Origin of the sequence: Alcanivorax sp. IL3 (assembly GCF_047495465.1) — a bacterium.
Classification (GTDB): Bacteria; Pseudomonadota; Gammaproteobacteria; order Pseudomonadales; family Alcanivoracaceae; genus Alcanivorax; species Alcanivorax jadensis.
In genome coordinates this window covers 1,068,772-1,088,683 of sequence record NZ_CP179931.1, presented here as the reverse complement: position 1 = coordinate 1,088,683, position 19,912 = coordinate 1,068,772, and the positions used below count along the sequence as shown (strand labels likewise).

27 protein-coding genes are annotated in these 19,912 nt (G+C 59.8%); 16 read left to right on the top strand and 11 right to left on the bottom strand.

The window, feature by feature from the left end; translation table 11 throughout:
- Positions 1-68: 68 nt before the first annotated feature.
- Complete coding sequence (locus tag ACMG4M_RS05190; protein ID WP_414430824.1) at positions 69-197, bottom strand: hypothetical protein; 129 nt, start codon at positions 195-197, stop codon at positions 69-71.
- Between the two features lie 127 nt (positions 198-324).
- On the opposite strand from ACMG4M_RS05190, the gene ACMG4M_RS05185 reads away from it, so the two are divergent.
- The 11 genes from ACMG4M_RS05185 to ACMG4M_RS05135 all read left to right on the top strand — a co-directional run bounded on the left by ACMG4M_RS05185 (position 325) and on the right by ACMG4M_RS05135 (position 5,699).
- Positions 325-561 (top strand): hypothetical protein, encoded by a 237-nt coding sequence (locus tag ACMG4M_RS05185; RefSeq protein ID WP_414430823.1) that lies wholly within the window; start codon positions 325-327, stop codon positions 559-561.
- Positions 558-815 (top strand): hypothetical protein, encoded by a 258-nt coding sequence (locus ACMG4M_RS05180; protein WP_414430822.1) that lies wholly within the window; start codon positions 558-560, stop codon positions 813-815. The genes ACMG4M_RS05185 and ACMG4M_RS05180 overlap by 4 nt, the downstream gene beginning before the upstream one ends.
- Positions 812-1,381: a hypothetical protein gene (locus ACMG4M_RS05175; RefSeq protein ID WP_414430821.1), complete on the top strand. Its 570-nt coding sequence runs from the start codon at positions 812-814 to the stop codon at positions 1,379-1,381. Before ACMG4M_RS05180 ends, ACMG4M_RS05175 begins: the two co-directional genes overlap by 4 nt.
- Complete coding sequence (locus ACMG4M_RS05170) at positions 1,378-2,076, top strand: hypothetical protein (RefSeq protein ID WP_414430820.1); 699 nt, start codon at positions 1,378-1,380, stop codon at positions 2,074-2,076. Before ACMG4M_RS05175 ends, ACMG4M_RS05170 begins: the two co-directional genes overlap by 4 nt.
- Positions 2,073-2,597: a hypothetical protein gene (locus ACMG4M_RS05165; RefSeq protein ID WP_414430819.1), complete on the top strand. Its 525-nt coding sequence runs from the start codon at positions 2,073-2,075 to the stop codon at positions 2,595-2,597. Before ACMG4M_RS05170 ends, ACMG4M_RS05165 begins: the two co-directional genes overlap by 4 nt.
- A gap of 2 nt (positions 2,598-2,599) precedes the next feature.
- Positions 2,600-2,860 carry a hypothetical protein gene (locus ACMG4M_RS05160; protein ID WP_414430818.1) on the top strand — a complete coding sequence of 87 codons (261 nt, stop codon included), beginning with the start codon at positions 2,600-2,602 and terminating at the stop codon, positions 2,858-2,860.
- 17 nt (positions 2,861-2,877) lie between these two features.
- Positions 2,878-3,147, top strand: coding sequence for a hypothetical protein (locus ACMG4M_RS05155; protein WP_414430817.1), 270 nt, complete (start codon positions 2,878-2,880; stop codon positions 3,145-3,147).
- Positions 3,148-3,243: 96 nt separating this feature from the next.
- Complete coding sequence (locus ACMG4M_RS05150; RefSeq protein ID WP_414430816.1) at positions 3,244-3,585, top strand: hypothetical protein; 342 nt, start codon at positions 3,244-3,246, stop codon at positions 3,583-3,585.
- A gap of 4 nt (positions 3,586-3,589) precedes the next feature.
- On the top strand, positions 3,590-4,360 hold the full coding sequence (locus ACMG4M_RS05145) for a DUF2303 family protein (RefSeq protein ID WP_414430815.1): 771 nt from the start codon (positions 3,590-3,592) through the stop codon (positions 4,358-4,360).
- 12 nt (positions 4,361-4,372) lie between these two features.
- Positions 4,373-4,630 carry a hypothetical protein gene (locus tag ACMG4M_RS05140; RefSeq protein ID WP_414430814.1) on the top strand — a complete coding sequence of 86 codons (258 nt, stop codon included), beginning with the start codon at positions 4,373-4,375 and terminating at the stop codon, positions 4,628-4,630.
- A gap of 10 nt (positions 4,631-4,640) precedes the next feature.
- Positions 4,641-5,699, top strand: coding sequence for a phage Gp37/Gp68 family protein (locus ACMG4M_RS05135; protein WP_414430813.1), 1,059 nt, complete (start codon positions 4,641-4,643; stop codon positions 5,697-5,699).
- A 5-nt stretch (positions 5,700-5,704) separates the two neighbouring features.
- On the opposite strand, the gene ACMG4M_RS05130 is transcribed toward ACMG4M_RS05135, so the two are convergent.
- On the bottom strand, positions 5,705-5,965 hold the full coding sequence (locus ACMG4M_RS05130) for a hypothetical protein (protein WP_414430812.1): 261 nt from the start codon (positions 5,963-5,965) through the stop codon (positions 5,705-5,707).
- Between the two features lie 65 nt (positions 5,966-6,030).
- Positions 6,031-6,309, bottom strand: a complete 279-nt coding sequence (locus ACMG4M_RS05125; RefSeq protein ID WP_414430811.1) for a hypothetical protein — start codon at positions 6,307-6,309, stop codon at positions 6,031-6,033.
- A 143-nt stretch (positions 6,310-6,452) separates the two neighbouring features.
- Between ACMG4M_RS05125 and ACMG4M_RS05120 the strand changes: the two genes are divergently transcribed.
- Genes ACMG4M_RS05120 through ACMG4M_RS05110 form a run of 3 tightly spaced genes read left to right on the top strand, consistent with a single transcriptional unit; the run spans position 6,453 to position 8,325 of the window.
- The gene (locus ACMG4M_RS05120) at positions 6,453-7,883 is read left to right on the top strand and encodes a DNA cytosine methyltransferase (RefSeq protein ID WP_414430810.1); all 1,431 of its coding nucleotides are present in this window, start codon (positions 6,453-6,455) and stop codon (positions 7,881-7,883) included.
- On the top strand, positions 7,880-8,131 hold the full coding sequence (locus ACMG4M_RS05115; protein ID WP_414430809.1) for a hypothetical protein: 252 nt from the start codon (positions 7,880-7,882) through the stop codon (positions 8,129-8,131). Before ACMG4M_RS05120 ends, ACMG4M_RS05115 begins: the two co-directional genes overlap by 4 nt.
- The gene (locus ACMG4M_RS05110; protein ID WP_414430808.1) at positions 8,128-8,325 is read left to right on the top strand and encodes a helix-turn-helix transcriptional regulator; all 198 of its coding nucleotides are present in this window, start codon (positions 8,128-8,130) and stop codon (positions 8,323-8,325) included. The genes ACMG4M_RS05115 and ACMG4M_RS05110 overlap by 4 nt, the downstream gene beginning before the upstream one ends.
- On the opposite strand, the gene ACMG4M_RS05105 is transcribed toward ACMG4M_RS05110, so the two are convergent.
- Both ACMG4M_RS05105 and ACMG4M_RS05100 read right to left on the bottom strand, forming a co-directional pair.
- The gene (locus ACMG4M_RS05105; protein WP_414430807.1) at positions 8,322-9,560 is read right to left on the bottom strand and encodes a tyrosine-type recombinase/integrase; all 1,239 of its coding nucleotides are present in this window, start codon (positions 9,558-9,560) and stop codon (positions 8,322-8,324) included. The two genes, ACMG4M_RS05110 and ACMG4M_RS05105, sit on opposite strands and share 4 nt — an antisense overlap.
- A gap of 313 nt (positions 9,561-9,873) precedes the next feature.
- Entirely contained in the window at positions 9,874-10,209 is a 336-nt protein-coding gene (locus ACMG4M_RS05100; RefSeq protein WP_297767057.1) for a DUF2834 domain-containing protein, read from the bottom strand.
- 265 nt (positions 10,210-10,474) lie between these two features.
- Between ACMG4M_RS05100 and ACMG4M_RS05095 the strand changes: the two genes are divergently transcribed.
- Positions 10,475-10,894 (top strand): hypothetical protein, encoded by a 420-nt coding sequence (locus ACMG4M_RS05095; RefSeq protein WP_297767058.1) that lies wholly within the window; start codon positions 10,475-10,477, stop codon positions 10,892-10,894.
- Between the two features lie 279 nt (positions 10,895-11,173).
- Here the strand turns inward: ACMG4M_RS05095 and rimI are convergent, their stop codons facing one another.
- From rimI to groES, 6 genes are all read right to left on the bottom strand, one after another.
- A complete protein-coding gene (gene rimI / locus ACMG4M_RS05090; RefSeq protein ID WP_414430806.1) occupies positions 11,174-12,391 on the bottom strand; it encodes a ribosomal protein S18-alanine N-acetyltransferase in 1,218 nt (405 codons plus the stop codon).
- Positions 12,392-12,490: 99 nt separating this feature from the next.
- A complete protein-coding gene (locus ACMG4M_RS05085) occupies positions 12,491-14,038 on the bottom strand; it encodes a 2-isopropylmalate synthase (protein ID WP_035249367.1) in 1,548 nt (515 codons plus the stop codon).
- A 135-nt stretch (positions 14,039-14,173) separates the two neighbouring features.
- A complete protein-coding gene (locus ACMG4M_RS05080; RefSeq protein ID WP_035249366.1) occupies positions 14,174-15,838 on the bottom strand; it encodes a DUF3592 domain-containing protein in 1,665 nt (554 codons plus the stop codon).
- A gap of 13 nt (positions 15,839-15,851) precedes the next feature.
- Positions 15,852-16,463 carry a rhombosortase gene (gene rrtA, locus ACMG4M_RS05075; protein ID WP_052043018.1) on the bottom strand — a complete coding sequence of 204 codons (612 nt, stop codon included), beginning with the start codon at positions 16,461-16,463 and terminating at the stop codon, positions 15,852-15,854.
- Positions 16,464-16,704: 241 nt separating this feature from the next.
- Positions 16,705-18,351 (bottom strand): chaperonin GroEL, encoded by a 1,647-nt coding sequence (gene groL / locus ACMG4M_RS05070; RefSeq protein WP_035249364.1) that lies wholly within the window; start codon positions 18,349-18,351, stop codon positions 16,705-16,707.
- Between the two features lie 85 nt (positions 18,352-18,436).
- On the bottom strand, positions 18,437-18,727 hold the full coding sequence (groES, locus tag ACMG4M_RS05065; protein WP_035249363.1) for a co-chaperone GroES: 291 nt from the start codon (positions 18,725-18,727) through the stop codon (positions 18,437-18,439).
- Positions 18,728-19,082: 355 nt separating this feature from the next.
- Between groES and ACMG4M_RS05060 the strand changes: the two genes are divergently transcribed.
- Positions 19,083-19,844, top strand: a complete 762-nt coding sequence (locus tag ACMG4M_RS05060; protein ID WP_035249361.1) for an SDR family oxidoreductase — start codon at positions 19,083-19,085, stop codon at positions 19,842-19,844.
- The last annotated feature ends 68 nt before the right edge of the window (positions 19,845-19,912 follow it).

Genomic DNA, 19,912 nt, shown 5'->3' with positions numbered 1-19,912 from the left:
ACATTTAGTTCATTTTATGTCTTGACCTTGTACTTTTGGTTCAGTAACTTAAATGTACTTTCAGTACATTACGGAGCTGAGCGATGACCATCCACATCCACCCCACCGCCACTTCCAGGGCCTGCATCAAAGCCCTGCAAGCCCACACCGGCCTTGTGGCTGTAGTCACGGGCAAAACCGCCCAGCTGGTCTCTCATAGCCGTTTCAGCAATCACCACGTTCGCCCTGCAGCCCGCACTATCCGCACACCGATGCCCGGTTCCTGGGCGACACCGGATGGCGACGGCCCCTCTGCAGCGTAAATCAGCACAAGGAAGCGCACCCATGAACCAGATCAACATCCCGGCCCTGATCCACAACGCCAAACGCGCCTTTGGGCGCCTGATCATCACCCACGACATGGACAAAGCCATGCTCAATTCAGGCCGCCTTCTGGACCACTACCTGAGCGAAGTGCCCGTCAGCAACACCACCCTTCGGGTACGCGCCCAGATCAACCAGATGGCCAATGAGTACCTGAAGAAGTGCGAGCGGTACAAGGCCGGGAGGAAGGCAGCGTGAACCTCACCACCGAACAAGAGCGCCGCCTGCGCTCCGCCATCAAGGCAGGCCAGCACAGCCGCACCCCGGTGACGACACGCATCACCGTGCACGGTGCGGATCTGGACGTGACGGTTTACCGCTTCCAGAAGGACATCAACTGCATGGTCCGCCCGACCGGGCCCGACCAGGTATCCATCTGCAACTTCAGTAGCCGCGTTGGCGCCGTGGTGTACGCCACCGCCGCCGATGCCATAGAGAGAGCCATCGTATGAAAATCATCGCCTTCACCGGCCCCGGCGGCGCCGGCAAGAACAACGCCGCAGAGGCATTGAGCACCCGCTGGCAGACCAGCGAAGTGGCTTTTGCCGCGCCCCTGTATGAGATGGCAGCCGTTGCCCTGGGCATCACCCCGGAAGAGGTCAACCAGCTCAAACAACAGGGTGATAAGGCCGCTCGCGCCCTGCTTGAGCAGCTGGGCGACGTGGTCCGCAAGACCATCCGACCGGATTACTTGATCGTGCGCATGGTGGACACCCTGCGCGAACTGGAAGACAGCCAAGACACCCCTGAACTGGCCGTCATCACTGACTTGCGAACCGAAGACGAAGCGTACTGGGTTCGCGCCATGAAGGGCCTGGTGATCCACGTCAGCCGCCCGGAAGGCACAAGTGACAGCCAGCACAGCACCAATCAGCCAATCACTTTTGCTCAGGGCGATCAGTACCTGCTGAACAACGGTACCGAGGAAGATGTGAGCAAAACCGTCTGCGCGATCGCCAGGGCATGGATCTTCGCCAAGGCCTGCGCGGGCCCTGCCAAGTATCAGGGTGCAGCATGATGAAGCTTCTACTTCCTGATTTGACTTTCAACAACAAAGCACTTGGATACCACCCATTTGTAGCATTCGTTGCTCTTTTGGAAAGCATCTTCAAGTGCACCACCAGTCACATCGTCCCCACCATCTCCCTCAAAAGAAAAAATACCTATTATTCCTGCGATATTGGCAGCCTCCATGTTCAACTTCCGAAGGCAATCTTCATCGGGGAGATCCTCAAACATTATTCTTCTCAAGTACTCCAGGTCTTGAGCCAGTTCCGTTACAGCATTTACCTTCGAAACTTCGCCCAACATACCGTGATGCTTGAGCGTATCGTTAACAGCACCAAGCTTTGTGCTCAACCTCAAGCATACAGCCTTAGCTTTCACCAGATTGCCATACTCAATTCTTCTGGAGACCCGCTCTCTAAGCTCAGCCTCTTTATCCTGTCGCGCCCTCTCCAGCTCACGTTCATGCTGGAATATTGCTCTAGTTCTTTTCTGATCCTCTTTAAAGGTCCTTTTGGATTCCCGCACGGAATACCTGAAGACCAACAAGGTAAGCAAAGCCTGCATCCAAGCAGCGCCACCCCCGCTGCCAAACCATGCACCAACACATTCCCAAGAATCACAAAACATGGTTTCCCTCCCAATATCAAAGGGATAACCATCTTCCAGCTTGCCCCAGCAAGTCAATGGGCTGGAGGTACAGCATGAACCTGCTAGCCCGCCTCCTATACCGGCTCACTGCCAACCGCCCAACTCGGCTGATCAAGATCGAAGGCAAGCCTTACATGGAGCGGTACTTCATCTGCCAGCTGCTGGGCCTCACGGTCTACCTGCACCGGTTCGTCCGAGACGATCACGAACGCAGCCTGCACAACCACCCGTGGAACCACGCCATCAGCCTGGTGCTCACCGGCCATTACCGCGAACACCACGCGCCCTTCGCCCGGTGGATTGAGCCGGACCTGGTAGTGGCCACCGTGGAGACGCGCCCAGTCCGCTGGTTCAACCACATCACCCGGGCAACCCTGCACCGCATCGCAGGCGTAAAGCCGGAGACCTGGACGCTCTTCATCCACACCGGCTGGAAGCATAAATGGGGGTTTCTGCATGCCCTTGGCCTGCACTGGCCCCACTACGAATACCGGATTTACCAATCTGATCAGCCCCGGGAATGGTGGCACACGGCCAAACCGGGCCGGCTGATCGGCAGGGAGCCATTCGGAGGTTAACCATGAGCCAGCCCACCTACCGCATCAAGCAAGCAGCGCAGCGCCTTGGCACCAAGCCCGGCCAGCTCCGCGAGCAGCTGCGAGCCATGGGCGCCATCACCGAAGACGAACGGGCCCACCCGGCCTGGGTGCGCGAGGGCTGGCTCAAAGAAGACCACCGCCAATACCACCACCCCGTAGTGGGCTGGAAATGGCGGACACGCATCGACATTACCGAAGCCGGCCTGGCAGAGCTCTGGGCCCGCATCAGACGCGCCGCGTAAGGCAATGAGGGAGACATATGGCATGGGAAACCGTCAGCAAATACAGCCTGAAGAACGGCAGCTACCGGGTCAGCCTCAGCTACACCGAGGAAACCCAGGTATTCACCGCCTGGCCACCCAAACCGCCTTACCAAAAGCTGAACTGGCGGGCATCGGTTCACCAGTGCATCGGCTGCTACCCGACAGCGGACGCAGCAAAATCCGCCTGTTTGGCACACGCCGCCGTGAGCGGCTTGTGCAGCTTCCTCTGCCGACAGAGCGGCAACCACACCGCGGCGAGCGCGTAATGATCACCGTGCTCTGCCTCGCAGGCCTCGGACTTTATCTGACTCTGGCGCTCACCTGAGTTTTAACCACCAACCACCCTTACGGGAGAGAGAACCATGCGTACCAACGTAGAAGACTTTATCAGTGAGCTGGACGGCGGCGTCTTCGTCAAAAAGCTCGGCCAGGCCCTCTCCGATGTTGCCACCGGCACCATCGACCACGGCAAAGGCAGAAAGAAAGGGAAGCTCGTTCTGGAGCTGGATATCCAGCAAATCGGCGAGTCCCACCAGGTCCAAATCAGCCACACCCTCAAGGTGTCCCGCCCCACCCTCCGGGGCAAGGCCACCGAAGAGGACACCACCACCACCCCGATGTATGTGGGCAAGGGCGGCAAGATGACCATCGCCCCCGATGCCCAGATGGATTTCCTGAAAACCCACGCAACAGAGGAGCAATAAGCTCATGGAAGCAATCAAAACCGCGACCCTGCTGGAATATATCCAGGACAACACCGTCCGCCTGGAATTCAACAAAGCAGCAATCAGCGACGACCTGGACGTGGCCGCCCTCCCTGATGACACACGGGTGCTGGAACTGGAGAAATTCAGACCACTGCGCAGCCGGTTCCGGGGTGACTTCCTCACCCGTCGCATTGATGACTTTGTCAGCTACACCGTGGGCAAAGCCGATAGCGGGGCGGAATGTTTTGTCTGGCCCGATGACATGACCGCTAAGGCCGTGCTGAACCTCGGCGACCTGAATGAACCCGGCCATGCGGACAACACCGCCACCATCAAGCTGAAAACCACCGCCGCCTTCGATGCCATTAAGAGCATGGACGGCAAAACTCGCACCCAGCAGCAGCTGGCTGAGTGGCTGGAAGACTGGCGCGACAACATTCGGGGCCTCACCATCAAGGCGAACAGCTCCAGCGACCACACCGAAGGCCAGCTGAGCTCCACCCGGTCTGCCATGGAGCAAGTGGAAGCCAGCAGCAACAGCGAACCGTTGCCCAGCTTCATTCTGTTCAGCTGCGAACCCTACACCGGCCTGACGGAACGCACTTTCATCCTGCGCCTGAGCCTGCGCTTCGATGAAGAAAAGCCCCTGCTGGCCCTGCGGATCATCCGCCCGGAGCAACACGAAGAAGAAATGGCCGAGGAGTTCGCCACCCTGCTGCAGCAGCAGTTTGGTGATCAACTGCCCGTCACCATCGGCAATTTCAGCGCCTAACAGGAGCCAACCATGCTGGTCGCCCGTTTCTCCGTGCACGACGAACAACCATGGATCAGCCCCAAGGCCCGCCGCCTTGGGAGCCGGAAATGGTTGATCAAGATCCACGCGGGAAACGGGCCCGACCGCAGCACAGACGAAATCCGCAACCAAAACCCCTGCAACCTGGTGGACGTGCTCGACACCGCCACCCAGTGCATCGACGACATGCTCACCGAGCTGGACATGACCGTCACCGATGCCGGGTTTCAGGTGTTTTTGTTGAGGTAGGGAGAGAACCGTGGGAGAGAACACCAATATCGAGTGGGCGCACCACACTTTCAATCCGTGGGAAGGCTGCACCAAGATCGGTCCCGGCTGCGATCACTGCTACGCGGAGACCCGCAACAAGCGATTCCATGGCGGCAACTGGGGCCCTGGTGCACCACGGCGCCGGACTTCGCCGGCCAACTGGGCCAAGCCCCGCCGCTGGAACACCCAGGCAGCTGAGAAAGGCGTCCGGTACCGGGTGTTCTGCGCCAGCCTGGCAGACGTATTCGATAACGAGGTGCCGACTGAGTGGCGGGCCGATCTGTTCAAGCTGATCAGCGAAACCCCGCATCTGGATTGGCTGCTACTGACCAAGCGCATTGGCAATGTGGTTCGCATGGTTACTGAAGTAGCCGAAATACCACGACAGGGGAGTCATAGCGGCCACCTTATGGCTCACCGCTGGCGGAATGGCAGACCTCCCGCGAATGTGTGGCTGGGCGCCACCGTGGTTAACCAGCAGGAGGCGGACAGAGATATTCCCAAGTTGCTGGACACGCCTGCTCGGCTGCGCTGGCTAAGCATGGAGCCTTTGCTGGGCCCAGTGAATATTTCCGAATGGGTACATCGTGGTGACCATGGCCTTGCCGAAATGGACCCGATGGCTGCAGCAATGCTGTCTGCCTCTGAGGCAGATGGTACCGGCTGGGTAAGGCCGGCGGTTGATTGGGTAATCGTCGGGGGCGAGTCCGGTGCCGACGCCCGGCCAATGCACCCTGAGTGGGCTCTTGATTTGCGCGATCAGTGCATTGCCGCTGGTGTTCCGCTTCTCTTCAAACAGTGGGGTGAGTGGGTGCCGCGCAGCAGCTGCTACCACACCTTCGCTGATGGAAATTCATGCTCTGATCTTGACCCGGAATGCCTGAAGTGGCCCTGCATCCGACTGACCTTCTCCGGACAGGATGGGCGCCTACTGGAAAACGGCGGAGGAACAGGATCTGAAGCCTTCATGCAGCGCCTTGGCAAGAAAGCCGCCGGTCGCCTGCTGGACGGCCGCACCTGGGACCAGTTCCCGGGAGGTGACGCGTGAAGCTGCTAGTTGTCGCCTTTTTTCGCCTCCCGAAGACTATGCGGCCTGAACTCAGCTTCTGGGTCTGTTGCAAACCGGTCGTGGAACTCCTGAATCGTGTCGTGGTAATGCGTCATATCTTTAATGAACTCACGGATACCTCTTTCCGTGCTTGCAGCCGGGACTCCGCCTTCCAATTGATGGCGACAAAAAGCGGCAAAGTCCGCGGTAAGAGTGGCAGAAGCGTTGATGTAAGCCAGCAAATACGGATGGGGAAAATCATCCATTATCAGCACTCTGAGCTGGTCCTTTCCTTCCAATATTTCGGATATGGCACCTTGAAGCTGGGCGGTTATGAACTCCCCCCGTTTTGAGCTTTTATCCTCAGGACGATTTCCATAGAAGTTACGATGTTGCTTATAACAACCTTGACTCGAGCAAGGTTCTTGCCGTGATTGAGGTGTTCGCGCTTCCTCTCTTCTTGCTGGGCAAGCTCTGCTCTTTTCTCTTCCTGCTCAATAGCAGCTTTAAAGGACTGTTTTGCTCTGCTGTTAGCAAAAATTATCGCTGCAATGGCCACCACAGCCTGAATCCAGGCTGCAGTAGCGCTACTCCAAAACCAAGACGCCAAGCAATCTCCATCCAATCCGCACCAGTGCCACTCCATCGAAAAGCCCCCCTGTTCATTTCAAGTAAGGATGCCACGGAGACCATTACCACAACCACCACTTGCGCCATTGAGCATTTCCCGCTGGCCAATGAGGAGAGGCACCAGTGAACCACTTCCGCACACGCCCCCAAGCCGGCTTCAACTTCGATGAACTGGTCGTGGACAACTTCGCCGGCGGCGGTGGTGCCAGCACTGGCATCGAGCAGGCCATTGGCCGGCCCGTTGATATCGCCATCAACCACAACCCGGTGGCACTGGCCATGCACGAGACCAACCACCCCCACACCAAGCACTACTGCGAATCCGTGTGGGATGTGGATCCGCGCAAGGTTACCCAGGGCCGGCCGGTAGGCCTCGCCTGGTTCAGCCCAGACTGCCGCCACTTCAGCAAGGCGAAGGGCAGCAAGCCGATTTCCCCACAGGTCCGCGGCCTGGCCTGGGTAGTGATGCGCTGGGTGGGTACCGTGAAACCCCGGGTGATCATGCTCGAGAACGTGGAAGAGTTCGTCACCTGGGGCCCCGTGGTCAAGATTAATACCCCAGAAGGGCCCGCCTTCATGCCCTGCCCGAAGCGCAAGGGGCACACCTTCCGCAGCTTCGTGAATGCCCTCAGAAGCCACGGGTACCAGGTAGAGTGGAAAGAACTCAGCGCCCACGACTACGGCGCCCCCACCATCCGCAAGCGCCTGTTTCTGGTCGCCCGCTGCGACGGCCAACCCATTGCCTGGCCGAAGCCAACCCACGGCCCCGGCCTCAAGCCCTACCGCACCGCAGCGGACATCATCGACTGGAGCCAGCCCTGCCCCAGCATCTTCGAACGCAAGCGCCCTCTGGCCGACGCCACCTGCCGACGGATCGCCGAGGGTATCCGGCGTTTTGTGGTCGAATCAGCGGACCCGTTCATCGTGCCTATCGCCAATTTCAACGGCAGGGACACCGTGCATGACATCCGGGAACCGCTCCGCACGATCACTGCCTGGCCAAAGGGCGGCCACTTTGCACTGGTTCAGGCCTTCCTCGCCAAGCACTACACCGGCGTAGTCGGTACCGACCTGCGCAACCCCCTGGGCACCGTCACCACCGTGGACCACCACAGCCTGGTGACCAGCCACATGGTGAAGCTGCGGGGCAGCAACGTCGGCCACGACGCCCGGGAGCCCCTGCACACCATCAGCGCCCAGGGCACCCACCACGGGGAAGTCCGGGCCTTCCTGATGAAGTATTACAGCGAGGGCGGCCAGTGGCAGGCCCTGAAGGAGCCACTGCACACCATCCCCACCAAAGACCGGCTCGGCCTGGTCATGGTGAAAGGCGAGCCCTACCAGATCGTTGATATCGGCATGCGCATGCTGCAGCCCCACGAGCTGTTCGCCGCCCAGGGCTTCCCAGCCGACTACATCCACACCCACACCTTCGACGGCACCCGCCTCACCAAGGCCGACCAGGTGAAGATGTGCGGCAACAGCGTCTCACCCTACCCCTCCCGGGCACTGGTGGAGGCAAATATGGTTCAATCAATGGAGGCAGCAGCATGAACACAGGAGCCACCATGGTCACCGATGAGCAACGCCTGCAGCAGCTGGGCATGGCTACCCTCAGCGAGAGAGCAAAAGCTATCTGCGAGCACCAATTCCGATCGCACGGCCCTATTGCCGGCTGCAGCTGCTGCCCCTTGGCCGCGCCCTGCCGAGCAAACCCGGTACCGGATACGCTGGATGAGCACCAAAGCCGCATTGAAGCCATCAACACAACGGCGGAAGGCTGCCAGGCGGGTGCGTCATGACGAAGGGCTACTACACCACCAAGCAGCTCACAGAGCGCTTCTCTTGCTCCAGCCGCACCCTGTTCCGCTGGATGAACAAGGATGCCAACCCCTTCCCACAGCCACGGCTCCGCCCGTCCGGCAGCCATAACCTCTGGGCGATTGAAGATGTGGATGCCTGGGAAGAGCAGGAAGCGGCCAGAACGGCCGCTTAATCCTGCCCGACGATCTGCGCCAGCCTGGCCCACCATTTGCGGTAGGCCGCGCCCTGCTCCTTCAGATAGTCGTAGTGATCGTACACCTGCCAATGCCCAGGCAGCTTGTGCCCCAGCATGATTTCCGCCACATGGGGCTCTGTTAATTCCGAGAAGTTGGTTCTGGCCGTCCGCCGCAAATCGTGCACCGACCAGTGCGCCATCTCATAGCCTTTGTGTCGGCGCAGCCACTGCATCACGTTATACGGCAATGCCAGCGGCGAGCTCTTGCCCATGGGCTGGCTGGTACCGGCATTGTTGAACAGATACTTTCCCCTCCCGCTCAGCTGAAACGCCTCACGCAGCAATGGCTCAACATCAGGAACAATCGGCCGCACCAGCGGCTTGCCCGTCATCTTGCCCAGCTTGTGATTCTCCTGAGGCACCGTCCAGATCTTGTTATCGAAATCAAAATGAGCCTTCTCACTTAACCGGAGCTCACCGTTCCGGCACCCATAGACCAGGCACAATTTCAGAAACAGTTTGTTCTTAGGCGCCATCCGCGACTGATCCGCCGCCATCCACATCATCCGGATCTCTTCCGGGGCCAGGGTCCGGCTGCCCGTCGCTTTCTTGATCTGGAGGTCATGGGAAGCCTGGATATCAGAAAGGGGGCTCTGCTCCACCAGCCGCCGGCGCAATGCCCATTTGTACATCTGCTTGGCGTTGGTGAGCAGCCGCTCAGCAATGGAGGGAGAGGACTGGGCACGTTGCTCGAGGAGGTCCAGCCACTGATGCAGCGTCACATCCCTGGCAGGTAGCGCACCGATGGCAGGCAGCACATAAAGCTCGAACGAGCGCAGCACCTCCCTGTGCCCCTTTTTATTCTTGACGCAGTAGGCCTGGTACCACTGCCGGAAGAGCTGCTCCAGGGAATCCGCCGTGATGATGGCCTGCCGCTCCACCTGCCGAACCACCCGGGGGTCATACCCCTGTTCCAGCTTGGCGCGCAGCCTGTGGCTTTCTTCCCGGGCATCCTTCAGCCCCAGCAGCGGATAGGTACCCAGGTCCAGCCGCTGAGGCTTGCCCCCATAACGGTACCGGATCTGCCAGGTCACCTTTCCCTTTGGCGATAGCCGCACGCTCAGGCCATCCCGGTCGGCCCGCTCTTCGGTTTTCTCACGAAGCTTGCCGCTATTGGCCTTCAGCCAGGTATCAGATAACGCCACACTCTCCCCCGTGTGTACAAATTTCAAAACCGCTCCAGAATCCGGAATTTTGTACACCGCTGTGTACAAACTATTTCCGTCTTGGGCTGGTAGAGTATGGCGCGAGGTGTCGCAGCTTGGGAAGGGGAAAGCGAGGAATTGCAGGGAATAGGGGCGGTTTTTGTCGCCCCTTGTCGTTAGCTGTCTTTCAGGCCCGCATTCGGGTGCGAAATAATCGCGAAGGTGCGGCGCTTGGCCACCTGGTCTTGCAGGCTCATGGGGCTTCCGACTCTGACAGGATTTTCGAGGGCGCGAGTATAACAGCCTTGCGTGCCCTTATCAGGCTCTCAGCGCCACCCTGTCAGACGATGCCGGAGCCTTTCAGCTGACGCTGACGCATTAGCAGATAGAGGGCAAATCCCACCGCGACACCAGGGACCAGCCCCAGCAGCAGCGCCAACCAACCGCCGCGGACCTGGTAACGCTGACGCTCGAAGATCACCCAGATGGCAAGTACCACCCAGCACAAAATCACATCCGTGGAATACCCGGCCGCAAAGGGATTCACGAAGCCTCCGGCGGCGGCAGCCAGGATATCCGGGTTCTCGAGCAGCGGCGGGATGATCAGCACCGCAAACACCACACAAAAGCTCAGGGCTACCAGCAATAACAGTCGACGAAACAGGTTCTCTGACACAGGCCAAGTCCTCGCAATAGGTCATCCGTAATCACCGTATCCTTGAGGATTTACTCTGGCGTGTCCACCAAGGCAGCCTCTGAATCACTCCTTGCGTACTCATCGTGGCCGGAAGGGTGCAGCTGTTGTGCTCTTCAGGCCGCGCTCTGCGGGTCATCCTGACAGGCTGATCATGCAAGGAGTGATTCAGAGGCTCCCTAACACTTCAGGGCGAACCAAAAGCAGTGCTAGAGTGTCGGTTCCAGAACAACAAGGATGCCAGACCATGCCTGTTTATCTCCGCGCTTTCGCTGCCCTCTTCCTCGCCACCCTGCTGGCGGCCTGCAGCCGTACCCCGGATGCCGGCGATGCCCGTAAAGCGCTGGAAGCAGAACTGGACAACGCGCACCTGTCCGGCCTGTTGGCAGTCACCGATGTGGAAAAGCGTAATGGCTACGACGACGGAGACGGCCGCTACACGCTGGAAGTGGATTACCAGCTGAAAGCCAGAGAAGATCTGGGTGGTTACACCGACAAGATCAAGGGCAATGAAGATCTGTCCGGCATGGATCGCTTCGCCATGATCATGACCCTCAGCGCCCTGCGCATGGAGCACGGCAACTTCAAGAAGGGTGATACCTTCCAGCGCCAGCGGGTGATTACCTTCCGGGATTCTGAGAACGGCTGGATGCCCATTCAGGAGTAACGGGAAGCTGTTCGAATCGCACCTTGCCTGCTGTAGGAGCGGCTCTCGAGCCGCGAACCGAGCGTAGCGAGGCGACAAAGCTCAAGGTCTGACCACCATTCTTTCTGGAACCTGTCGAGCCTTGGGATTCCTGATCGCCCTGCGGACGATTTCCGCGCAAGCGCGGTTCGCGCCTCAAGAGGTGTTATTCGCTTCGCTCACCCTTCGGGCCGCACGGAACTACGTGCGTTACTCCGCTACGCTCCGTTCCTACAGGGGCTTTGTAGCAATGGCAGCGGATTATTTATGCCCGCCAGAAAGCAGGCACTGCATCAATACCGCATTCTCGTGCCCGTCCCCCTTGCGGTAATAATTCTTGCGCACCCCACAGACCTCAAAGCCCAGCTGGCGGTAGAGTCCCTGGGCACTTTGATTGCTTTCCCGTACTTCCAGATAGACCACGGTCATGGCATCGGCGCGGGCCGCCTCGAGAGCCTGTTGCAGTAGTCGCCGGGCGATACCATGGCGCTGCCAGGCTGGGGCCACCGCGATGTTGAGGACATGGGTTTCGTCGAGGATTCGCGACAGGACCAGAAAAGCCGCCGGGACATCATCCACGGTGGCCACCTGGCACAGATAATTGGTGTTGCCCAGGCAATCGTGAAAGTGGGCGCTGTTCCAGGGAGTCAGCTGGGCGGCGGTTTCGATGGCCATCACCGCGTCCACGTCTTCCAGCTCCATGGCACGGATGGCTGCCACGCGGGTCCGCTCACTCGCCATGGAAGCCATTTGCCTGCATGGCGTGCCAGCTGGCCTTCTTGTGCTGCGCCGGCTCCGCCAGCATTTCTGCCAGGCTGCTGACCACCAGCGCCGGACGCCCCCCAGTTCGAAGGGTTGATAGCGGGGCTGATCAAACAGCGCCTTACAAAGTGGCTCCGGCAGGCACAGCAGGACGCGCTCGCCACCCGCCTGTTCACACAGGCCGGCAATAAAGGCCGAAAGCGCCTGCGCCGCTTCCTCTGCGGGCATGGGCTGTTCGGTCAGTGGACAAAAGAAACGTCGCGGCCGCTGGGGGCGTGCCTGGAACAGGGCCAGAAGGTTGGCCATCAGCGGCGCTTCAAAACGTCCCAGCCCCGGCGCCTGGCTGTCTTCCTGGGCGCATAGCAACCAGGTATCGCCACCCAGATGTGCTTCCAGGGTAAAGGTCAGCCCCTTGCCTCTGGCGACTGCCGGTGCGGTTGGCACGGGTTCCGGAGTATCGGTGGTGGCTTTGGCCGGCGGCGAACTCTGTGGAGCCTCCTGAACCGGCGCCTCACTGACAATCGGGGCCGCTGTCTGCGGCGGCGCCGGGGCGGGCGCTTCCTGGGCAGGCGCTGGTGATGTCGGTGCTGCCTGCTGCTCTTCCTCGTCCTCCCAGTCCAGCAGCGGCGAGGACGCGGCACCGGGCAACGGCGCCCTAGCCACCCAGGGCGTCAGCCCCAGGGCTTTCAGATAGTGTTGTCGCTGGGCTTCATTCATGGAGCGCTCCGCACCTGCTAGCACGCACCGGGCCAGCACGCAGGCACGTTGTGCCTTTCAGCTGCATGTTGCGTGAAGCGTCTAGCGTGTCAGCGTTACTCATACATCCGCCGCTTGCGGGTGAGCCCTTTCCAGGCCCGCCGCGAAGTGATTCAGGGCATTCAGGTAGGCCTTGGCGGAGGCGGTGATGATATCCACATCGGCGCCGTGGCCGTTGACGATCCGGCCGCCTTTTTCCAGTCGTACCGTGACTTCACCCTGGCTATCAGTACCGGCGGTGATGGCATTCACCGAGTACAGCTGCAGGATGCTGTGGCTTTCCGCCAGCATCTCGATGGCCTTGAAGGCCGCATCCACAGGCCCGGCACCCGTGGAGGTCGCCTCCCGTTCCTGACCATCGATAGCCAGCACGATGCGGGCTTCCGGCGTTTCACCGGTGCGCGCGGTGGCTTCCAGCAACACCAGTTTGAAACGTTCTTCCTCGGCCGCTTTCTTGGTGTCACTGACCAGGGCCTGCAGGTCCTCATCGAACACTTCGTGCTTCTTGTCAGCCAGATCCTTGAAGCGCTGGAAGGCCTCGTTCATGGCTGCTTCCGAGGCAAAGGTGATGCCCAGCTCGTCCAGGCGGGCACGGAAGGCGGCACGACCCGAGTGCTTGCCCAGCACCATGCGGTTGGTGTGCCAGCCCACATCCTCGGCGGACATGATCTCGTAGGTCTCGCGGTGTTTGAGTACCCCGTCCTGGTGAATGCCTGACTCGTGGGCAAAGGCATTGGCACCAACGATGGCCTTGTTGGGTTGCACCGGGAAGCCGGTGATCTGCGACACCATTTTCGAGGTGGGGACGATCTCTTTGGCATTGATACCGGTGTCCACGTTGAACAGATCCTGGCGAGTGCGTACCGCCATGACAATCTCTTCCAGGGACGCATTGCCGGCTCGTTCGCCCAGGCCGTTGATGGTGCATTCCACTTGCCGGGCACCGGCCTGGACCGCAGCCAGGGAGTTGGCCACCGCCAGCCCCAGGTCGTTATGGCAGTGCACCGAGAACACGGCCTTGTCGGCATTCGGGATACGAGCCAGCAGCTGGCCAATGGTATGGCCATATTGTTCCGGAATGGCATAGCCCACGGTGTCGGGGATATTGATGGTGGTGGCACCGGCGTCGATCACCGCCTCGATAATACGGCAGAGAAAATCCAGCTCGGAACGGCCGGCATCCTCGCAGGAAAATTCCACATCACCCATGTGATTGCGGGCATGCTTCACCGCCGCCACTGCATGCTCGACCACCTGATCCGGCTCTAACCGCAGCTTGTGCTGCATATGAATCGGGCTGGTGGCGAGGAAGGTGTGAATTCGGCCGGATTCAGCCCCGGCCAGCGCTTCCGCTGCCCGGTCGATATCCGACGCCTTGGCACGGGCCAGAGAGCAGATGGTGGATTCGCGCACGGTATCGGCAATGGCCTTCACCGACAGGAAATCCCCCTGGCTGGCGATAGCAAAACCGGCCTCGATCACGTCCACCTTCATGCGTTCCAGCGCCTTGGCGATGCGCAGCTTCTCGTCCTGGTCCATGGTGGCACCCGGGCTCTGCTCACCATCACGCAGGGTGGTATCGAAAATAATCAGGCGCTCTTTGCTCATCGGGGTCTCTCACAAATTTCCGGGGGCCAAGCTCGCCCCTTTCACTGTAGGAGCGTGCTTGCACGCGAACCAGGTCTGGGCGAAGGTTCGCGTGCAAGCACGCTCCTACATCACGGGTTCAGGTTTGCGAACAGTTTACACCAGTCGCAGGGTACGCAGCACGGCTTCACGCAGGGCCTCACCGGCCTCTCGCCCGGCGATACCCTCGGCCAGCCGGATCTTTTTGCCGTCCACCTCGGCGATCAGCGTCATGTACTCGGTCTGGCGGCCATTGCTGGTGCTGCTCATGCCGGTCTTCAGCACCACTTGGTCTGCCCGCAGCAGTTGGCACTTGCGGGTGAACAACGGGACTCCCAGCCAGCGACGCAGGCTACGCACTTCACCGCCACGCACCCACACATCCAGCCCACGTCCCAGAGTGAACAGGGTACTGCCGACAATGGCATAACCGATCAACCCAAAAATGCTGCCCATGAAGTACAACATAAAGCCTTCACTGGCGGCGGCGATAAACAACCCCGTTCCCACGGCAGCAAAGATGCCACCAAACACCAATAGCGCGAGCTTCATGCCCAGATGGCGACCGGGACGGCTTTGCAAATGCAGGCCCTGGCCGGTCTGCTCCACCCGGATCTGTTCATTGGCGGATTCCAGCGCCTCCACCTGACGCTCGCGCTGGTCGGCCATGACATGGGACTCCGGCAGACGAAAACGACTCTCGCCCTCCCCCGCCACCACCGGAATATCCCAGCTCCGTTTCAGCTTGCGGCCTTCCACCATGCCCTCCAGCTCGACTCGCCAGCAGATGTAATTGCGACCACTACCGGAGGACGGCGGCTGCTCCGCAGGCACATCGAAACAGAACAGGATGTCGCTGCCCTGCTGGGTGGGCTGGCACAGGGCGCGCTGGTCGGTTTGCCAGAGGATATCTTCCACAGTCTTGCGGTTCTTGCCGCTACCGCTCTCCCGGCCACGGATACAACTTAGCCACACGTCCATGTCCGTCTCCCGGGATAGCGCCTTGCCCAGGTGAATGGAGCCGCCTACCTGACCACCGGCATGGCCCGGCTCCGGATCCAGTTCCAACGGAGAGGGACCGAAAAACCGATAATTGCTGCGCATTTTCCAGCCCGCCCAGGCAATGCCAGCGCCCACAGCGGGAAACAACAGCACCATCAGAATCGCATAATCCCCCCGGCTGACCTTGTCCCAGACTGCCAGATAGGCCGGCGACGGCAGCAGGATGAAGATGGCGCCGAAGCCCACCAGGAACCAGTGCCCGGATTTTTCCTTGCTGTGGTACTGGCCGCCTTCTGCCAGCTCGGCCTTACCCTTGCTGCCCCGGTTGAACATAAACATCAGGCCTCCGCCCACCAATGCAAAGACGCCGCCGAAGGCCAGGCCAAACACCAATGAGCCCCAACGCAGAGTGCGATCCAGAAAAGCCTCGGACGGATTCGCCGGGTTGACCCAGGCCAGGACGGTGCGCCCCCGGGAGCGTGCGGACTCCAGTCGGCTGGCCAGACGCTGCCAGTAATCGTCAAAGTTATCGCTGCCGCCGTACTGACTCACCGTATGGCTGGAATAGCTGCGCCCGTTATAGTCATAACGGTAGCTGGCGCTGACACTGTAGGTGGTGGAGCCGTCGGAATAACTGCGATTGAGAGTACTGCTAAGCACGGTGGCCGGCACCCTGTCCCAGCTCCCGGACTGCCAGTATTGAAAGGCGGGCTTGAGCCCCACAAAGAACATCACCGCCAGGCCTGCCACCAGGAAAACCCCTGGAAACAGGATGGTCATGCACCCTGCTGCTTTATCGTCTTTCTGTGTTTCCTGTTCTGTGTTTTCTGCCGTATTCGACACCCGTGATTCCCCCAAACAACAACACTCCGGCCAGGGCACCGTACAGGTGGGCATTCACATAGACCCGCCCGTCGATCCAGCTACGGAGATATTCCACGTCATAGCCTGCCTGCTGCTCACTGGCAATTCGCCCGGCGATCACCAGCAACACCAGTGAATGCAGCCAGGGATTCCCCCGCCAGCCTTGCAGCAGGCAATAGACCAGCAAGCCATGGAGGATACCGGACAGCCCCACATAGTGCTGCAAACCGGTATCCAGAAAATACAAAGCCAGTCCGGTGACCGCCCCACAAAACAGCAACCAGCTCCAGAAGCGCACCCGATCCAGCAGGTCCGTGAAGAAATAGCCGCATAGCACCAGGCCGGCCAGATTGAGCAGCATGTGCCAGTGATTGAGATGCACCAAATGGCAGGTCAGCAACCGCCAGAGCTGACCCTGTTCGATCGCCCCACGATCAAATCCCAGCCAGGGGTTCACCCAGGAGTGAGCGAGACCCAGCACGACCATGGTGACTACCACCAGGGCAAAGTGCGGGCGCAGTTTTTTGTCTCTGGGTTGCATGGAGGTACCGGCTGACATTGAAGGGGTATTAAGCCACAAGCTGCAAGCTGCAAGCCACAAGGCGCGGAATGGATTGTACCGATACTGGCAGACAGTGCCCGCGCTCCCAAGTCAGCGGCGCGGCGCACGCGTTAGCAGTTTGGCAAGGACAGCAAGTCGCGTTGCAGCTTGTAGCTGCCCTTAAAAAAGAAAACCCCGCACAAGGCGGGGTTCTCTTTGGAGCGTGTTACGAGCTCATGATTTACATCATGCCGCCCATACCGCCCATTCCACCCATGCCGCCCATATCCGGGGCGCCGCCACCGGCGTTTTCTTCCGGCTTGTCCGCCACCATGGCTTCGGTGGTGATCATCAGGCCGGCGATGGAAGCCGCAGCCTGCAGCGCGGAACGGGTTACCTTGGCAGGGTCCAGGATACCCATTTCCAGCATGTCACCGTATTCACCGGTGGCCGCGTTGTAACCGTAGTTACCGGAACCGTTGCGTACTTCCTGCACGATCACGGACGCTTCAGCACCGGCGTTGTAGGCGATCTGACGCAGGGGCATTTCCAGCGCGCGGAAAGTCAGGGCAATACCGGCGTTCTGCTCGTCGTTGTCACCCTTGATGACACCCACGTTAGCCAGAGCACGCACCAGTGCCACACCACCACCGGGAACCACGCCTTCTTCCACGGCAGCGCGGGTCGCATGCAGGGCATCGTCCACACGGGCTTTCTTCTCTTTCATTTCAATCTCGGTGGCAGCACCGATCTTGATCACCGCAACACCGCCGGCCAGCTTGGCCACGCGCTCTTGCAGTTTTTCCTTGTCGTAATCAGAGGAAGAGTTCTCGATTTCCTTGCGGATCTGCTCCACGCGGGAATCGATATCGACCTGCTGACCAGCGCCATCAACAATGGTGGTGTTTTCCTTGTCGATGTTCACTTTCTTGGCGGTACCCAGATCTTCCAGGGACGCATTTTCCAGGCTCAGGCCCACTTCTTCGCTGATCACGGTACCGCCGGTGAGGATGGCGATGTCCTGCAGCATGGCCTTGCGACGGTCACCGAAGCCCGGCGCTTTCACGGCGGCGCACTTGATGATGCCGCGCATGTTGTTCACTACCAGGGTAGCCAGCGCTTCGCCTTCGATATCTTCGGCGATGATCAACAGCGGCTTGCCTGCTTTGGCCACATTTTCCAGGGCCGGCAGCAGCTCGCGGATGTTGGAGATCTTCTTGTCCACCAGCAGGATGTAGGGGTCTTCCAGCTCGACCTGCATCTTCTCCTGGTTGTTGATGAAGTAGGGGCTCAGGTAACCGCGGTCAAACTGCATGCCCTCAACCACGTCCAGCTCGTTCTGCAGGGACTGGCCTTCTTCAACGGTGATAACGCCTTCCTGGCCCACTTTTTCCATGGCCTGGGCGATGATTTCACCCACGGATTTGTCGGCGTTGGCGGAGATGGTACCCACCTGCTCGATGCTCTTGGTGTTGTCGCACGGCGTGGACAGCTTCTTCAGCTCTTCCACTACTGCCGCCACGGCCTGGTCGATGCCGCGCTTCAGGTCCATGGGGTTCATGCCGGCGGTGACAGACTTGAGGCCTTCGTTAACGAATGCCTGAGCCAGCACGGTGGCGGTGGTGGTGCCGTCACCAGCTTCGTCGTTGGCCTTGGAGGCCACTTCTTTCACCATCTGGGCACCCATGTTCTCGAACTTGTCTTCCAGTTCGATTTCACGAGCCACGGACACGCCATCCTTGGTGATGGACGGTGCACCGAAGGATTTCTCCAGCACCACGTTACGGCCTTTCGGGCCCAGGGTTACCTTGACGGCGTCGGCCAAGATGTTAACGCCTTTGGCCATACGTTGACGGGCTTCGTCACGGAACAGAATTTCTTTCGCCATGGTTCTTTACCTCTGCAAATCTTTACCCCGGAATGGGGTGAATGCCCTTGCGGGCGTTCATGTTCTTGCTCTTGGCCTGCGGCACTTAGCCTTCGACGACGGCCAGAATTTCGGCTTCGCTCATGATCAGCAATTCTTCGCCGTCCACCTTCACGGTGTTACCGGCGTACTGACCGAAGATCACCTTGTCACCGGCTTTCACGTCCAGCGGACGGACATCACCGCTATCGGTGATCTTGCCGTTACCCACCGCGATCACTTCGCCGCGGGACGGCTTCTCGGCAGCGGAACCGGGCAGCACAATACCGCCGGCGGTCTTGGTTTCTTCCTCTTCACGGCGAACCAGCACGCGATCATGCAAAGGACGGATGCTCATTTTTCCTTAAACTCCCAGTTTTAGTTCTGATGACATCCAAGCTCGCGGAAGCGAAGCTCGGCAGTCCGAATTAGCACTCTAACGAGTCGAGTGCTAATCATAGTAATGATGCCAGTGCAGTCAATAGGGAAAGTGACCTTTGAAAGCGCCTGTCCCGCGACCGCCTGCAGAACACAGGAGTGGGGCCTCAGCGTCAGGTTTCAAGGGGGTGAGAAGAAAAATCCTTTGCCGGGTGGGGCAACCCGGGCGTGTCGTTTGCCGTTTTTGCGAGTCACTGAGCAATCCGGTCATTGGCCAGGCAGGGTCAGCCCACCATAATCCGTGCCATCGTGAACCGACATCGCAAGGAATCACCATGGATCTGAACCAGAAAGTGGTTGTTGTTACCGGCGCCGGCCGTGGCCTGGGCCGGGGTATTGCCACCTACTTTGCCGGCAAGGGCGCCCGCCTGGCCTGCGTGGACCTGAGCCAGGAAGACCTGAACGCCACCGTGGCCGCCTGTGAGGCGGCCGGCGGTGAAGCGCGCGCCTATCTGGCCAACGTGGCCAAAGAAGAGGAAGTGGAAAAGCTGTTCAGTGACGTGGTGGCGGACTTCGGCAGCCTGCACGGCCTGGTCAATAACGCCGGCATCACCCGCGATGGCCTGCTGGTGAAGTACAAGGACGGCGAGGTAGTCAGCAAGATGAGCCTGCAACAATGGCAGGCGGTGATCGACGTGAACCTGACCGGCGTGTTTTTGTGTGGCCGCGAAGCAGCTTCGAAAATGTTGGAACTGGGAGTCGAGGAAGGGGTGATCGTCAACATTTCTTCCCTGGCCCGCCAGGGCAGCTTCGGCCAGAGCAACTACGCCGCCGCCAAGACCGGGGTGGTTGCCCTGGCCGAGGTGTGGGCCAAAGAGCTGGCTCGCTACAACATCCGCACTGGCGCGGTGGCTCCCGGCACCATCAACACCGACATGCTCGCCGCCATGAAGCCGGAAGCCCGCGAGCGCCTGATCCAGGCCGTGCCGCTGCGTCGCCTGGGCGAAGCAGAGCACATCGCCCGTTCCGTGGCCTTCATCTTCGAGACCGATTACTTCACCGGTCGCTGTATCGATATGGATGGCGGCCTGCGGTAAAAGCTTCTAGCTTCTAGCTTCTAGCTTCTAGCTTCTAGCTTCTAGCTTCTAGCTTCTAGCTTCTAGCT

Bases quoted from the DNA above. Each gene is read 5' to 3' on its own strand.
- ACMG4M_RS05130 (WP_414430812.1), bottom strand. From the start codon at position 5,965: ATGGATGATTTTCCCCATCCGTATTTGCTGGCTTACATCAACGCTTCT.
- ACMG4M_RS05140 (WP_414430814.1), top strand. From the start codon at position 4,373: ATGCTGGTCGCCCGTTTCTCCGTGCACGACGAACAACCATGGATCAGC.
- groES (WP_035249363.1), bottom strand. From the start codon at position 18,727: ATGAGCATCCGTCCTTTGCATGATCGCGTGCTGGTTCGCCGTGAAGAG.
- rimI (WP_414430806.1), bottom strand. From the start codon at position 12,391: ATGAATGAAGCCCAGCGACAACACTATCTGAAAGCCCTGGGGCTGACG.
- ACMG4M_RS05190 (WP_414430824.1), bottom strand. From the start codon at position 197: ATGAGAGACCAGCTGGGCGGTTTTGCCCGTGACTACAGCCACAAGGCC.
- ACMG4M_RS05060 (WP_035249361.1), top strand. From the start codon at position 19,083: ATGGATCTGAACCAGAAAGTGGTTGTTGTTACCGGCGCCGGCCGTGGC.
- ACMG4M_RS05155 (WP_414430817.1), top strand. From the start codon at position 2,878: ATGGCATGGGAAACCGTCAGCAAATACAGCCTGAAGAACGGCAGCTAC.
- ACMG4M_RS05110 (WP_414430808.1), top strand. From the start codon at position 8,128: ATGACGAAGGGCTACTACACCACCAAGCAGCTCACAGAGCGCTTCTCT.
- ACMG4M_RS05165 (WP_414430819.1), top strand. From the start codon at position 2,073: ATGAACCTGCTAGCCCGCCTCCTATACCGGCTCACTGCCAACCGCCCA.
- groL (WP_035249364.1), bottom strand. From the start codon at position 18,351: ATGGCGAAAGAAATTCTGTTCCGTGACGAAGCCCGTCAACGTATGGCC.
- ACMG4M_RS05145 (WP_414430815.1), top strand. From the start codon at position 3,590: ATGGAAGCAATCAAAACCGCGACCCTGCTGGAATATATCCAGGACAAC.
- ACMG4M_RS05175 (WP_414430821.1), top strand. From the start codon at position 812: ATGAAAATCATCGCCTTCACCGGCCCCGGCGGCGCCGGCAAGAACAAC.
- ACMG4M_RS05115 (WP_414430809.1), top strand. From the start codon at position 7,880: ATGAACACAGGAGCCACCATGGTCACCGATGAGCAACGCCTGCAGCAG.
- ACMG4M_RS05185 (WP_414430823.1), top strand. From the start codon at position 325: ATGAACCAGATCAACATCCCGGCCCTGATCCACAACGCCAAACGCGCC.
- ACMG4M_RS05095 (WP_297767058.1), top strand. From the start codon at position 10,475: ATGCCTGTTTATCTCCGCGCTTTCGCTGCCCTCTTCCTCGCCACCCTG.
- ACMG4M_RS05080 (WP_035249366.1), bottom strand. From the start codon at position 15,838: ATGACCATCCTGTTTCCAGGGGTTTTCCTGGTGGCAGGCCTGGCGGTG.
- rrtA (WP_052043018.1), bottom strand. From the start codon at position 16,463: ATGCAACCCAGAGACAAAAAACTGCGCCCGCACTTTGCCCTGGTGGTA.
- ACMG4M_RS05160 (WP_414430818.1), top strand. From the start codon at position 2,600: ATGAGCCAGCCCACCTACCGCATCAAGCAAGCAGCGCAGCGCCTTGGC.
- ACMG4M_RS05150 (WP_414430816.1), top strand. From the start codon at position 3,244: ATGCGTACCAACGTAGAAGACTTTATCAGTGAGCTGGACGGCGGCGTC.
- ACMG4M_RS05170 (WP_414430820.1), top strand. From the start codon at position 1,378: ATGATGAAGCTTCTACTTCCTGATTTGACTTTCAACAACAAAGCACTT.
- ACMG4M_RS05085 (WP_035249367.1), bottom strand. From the start codon at position 14,038: ATGAGCAAAGAGCGCCTGATTATTTTCGATACCACCCTGCGTGATGGT.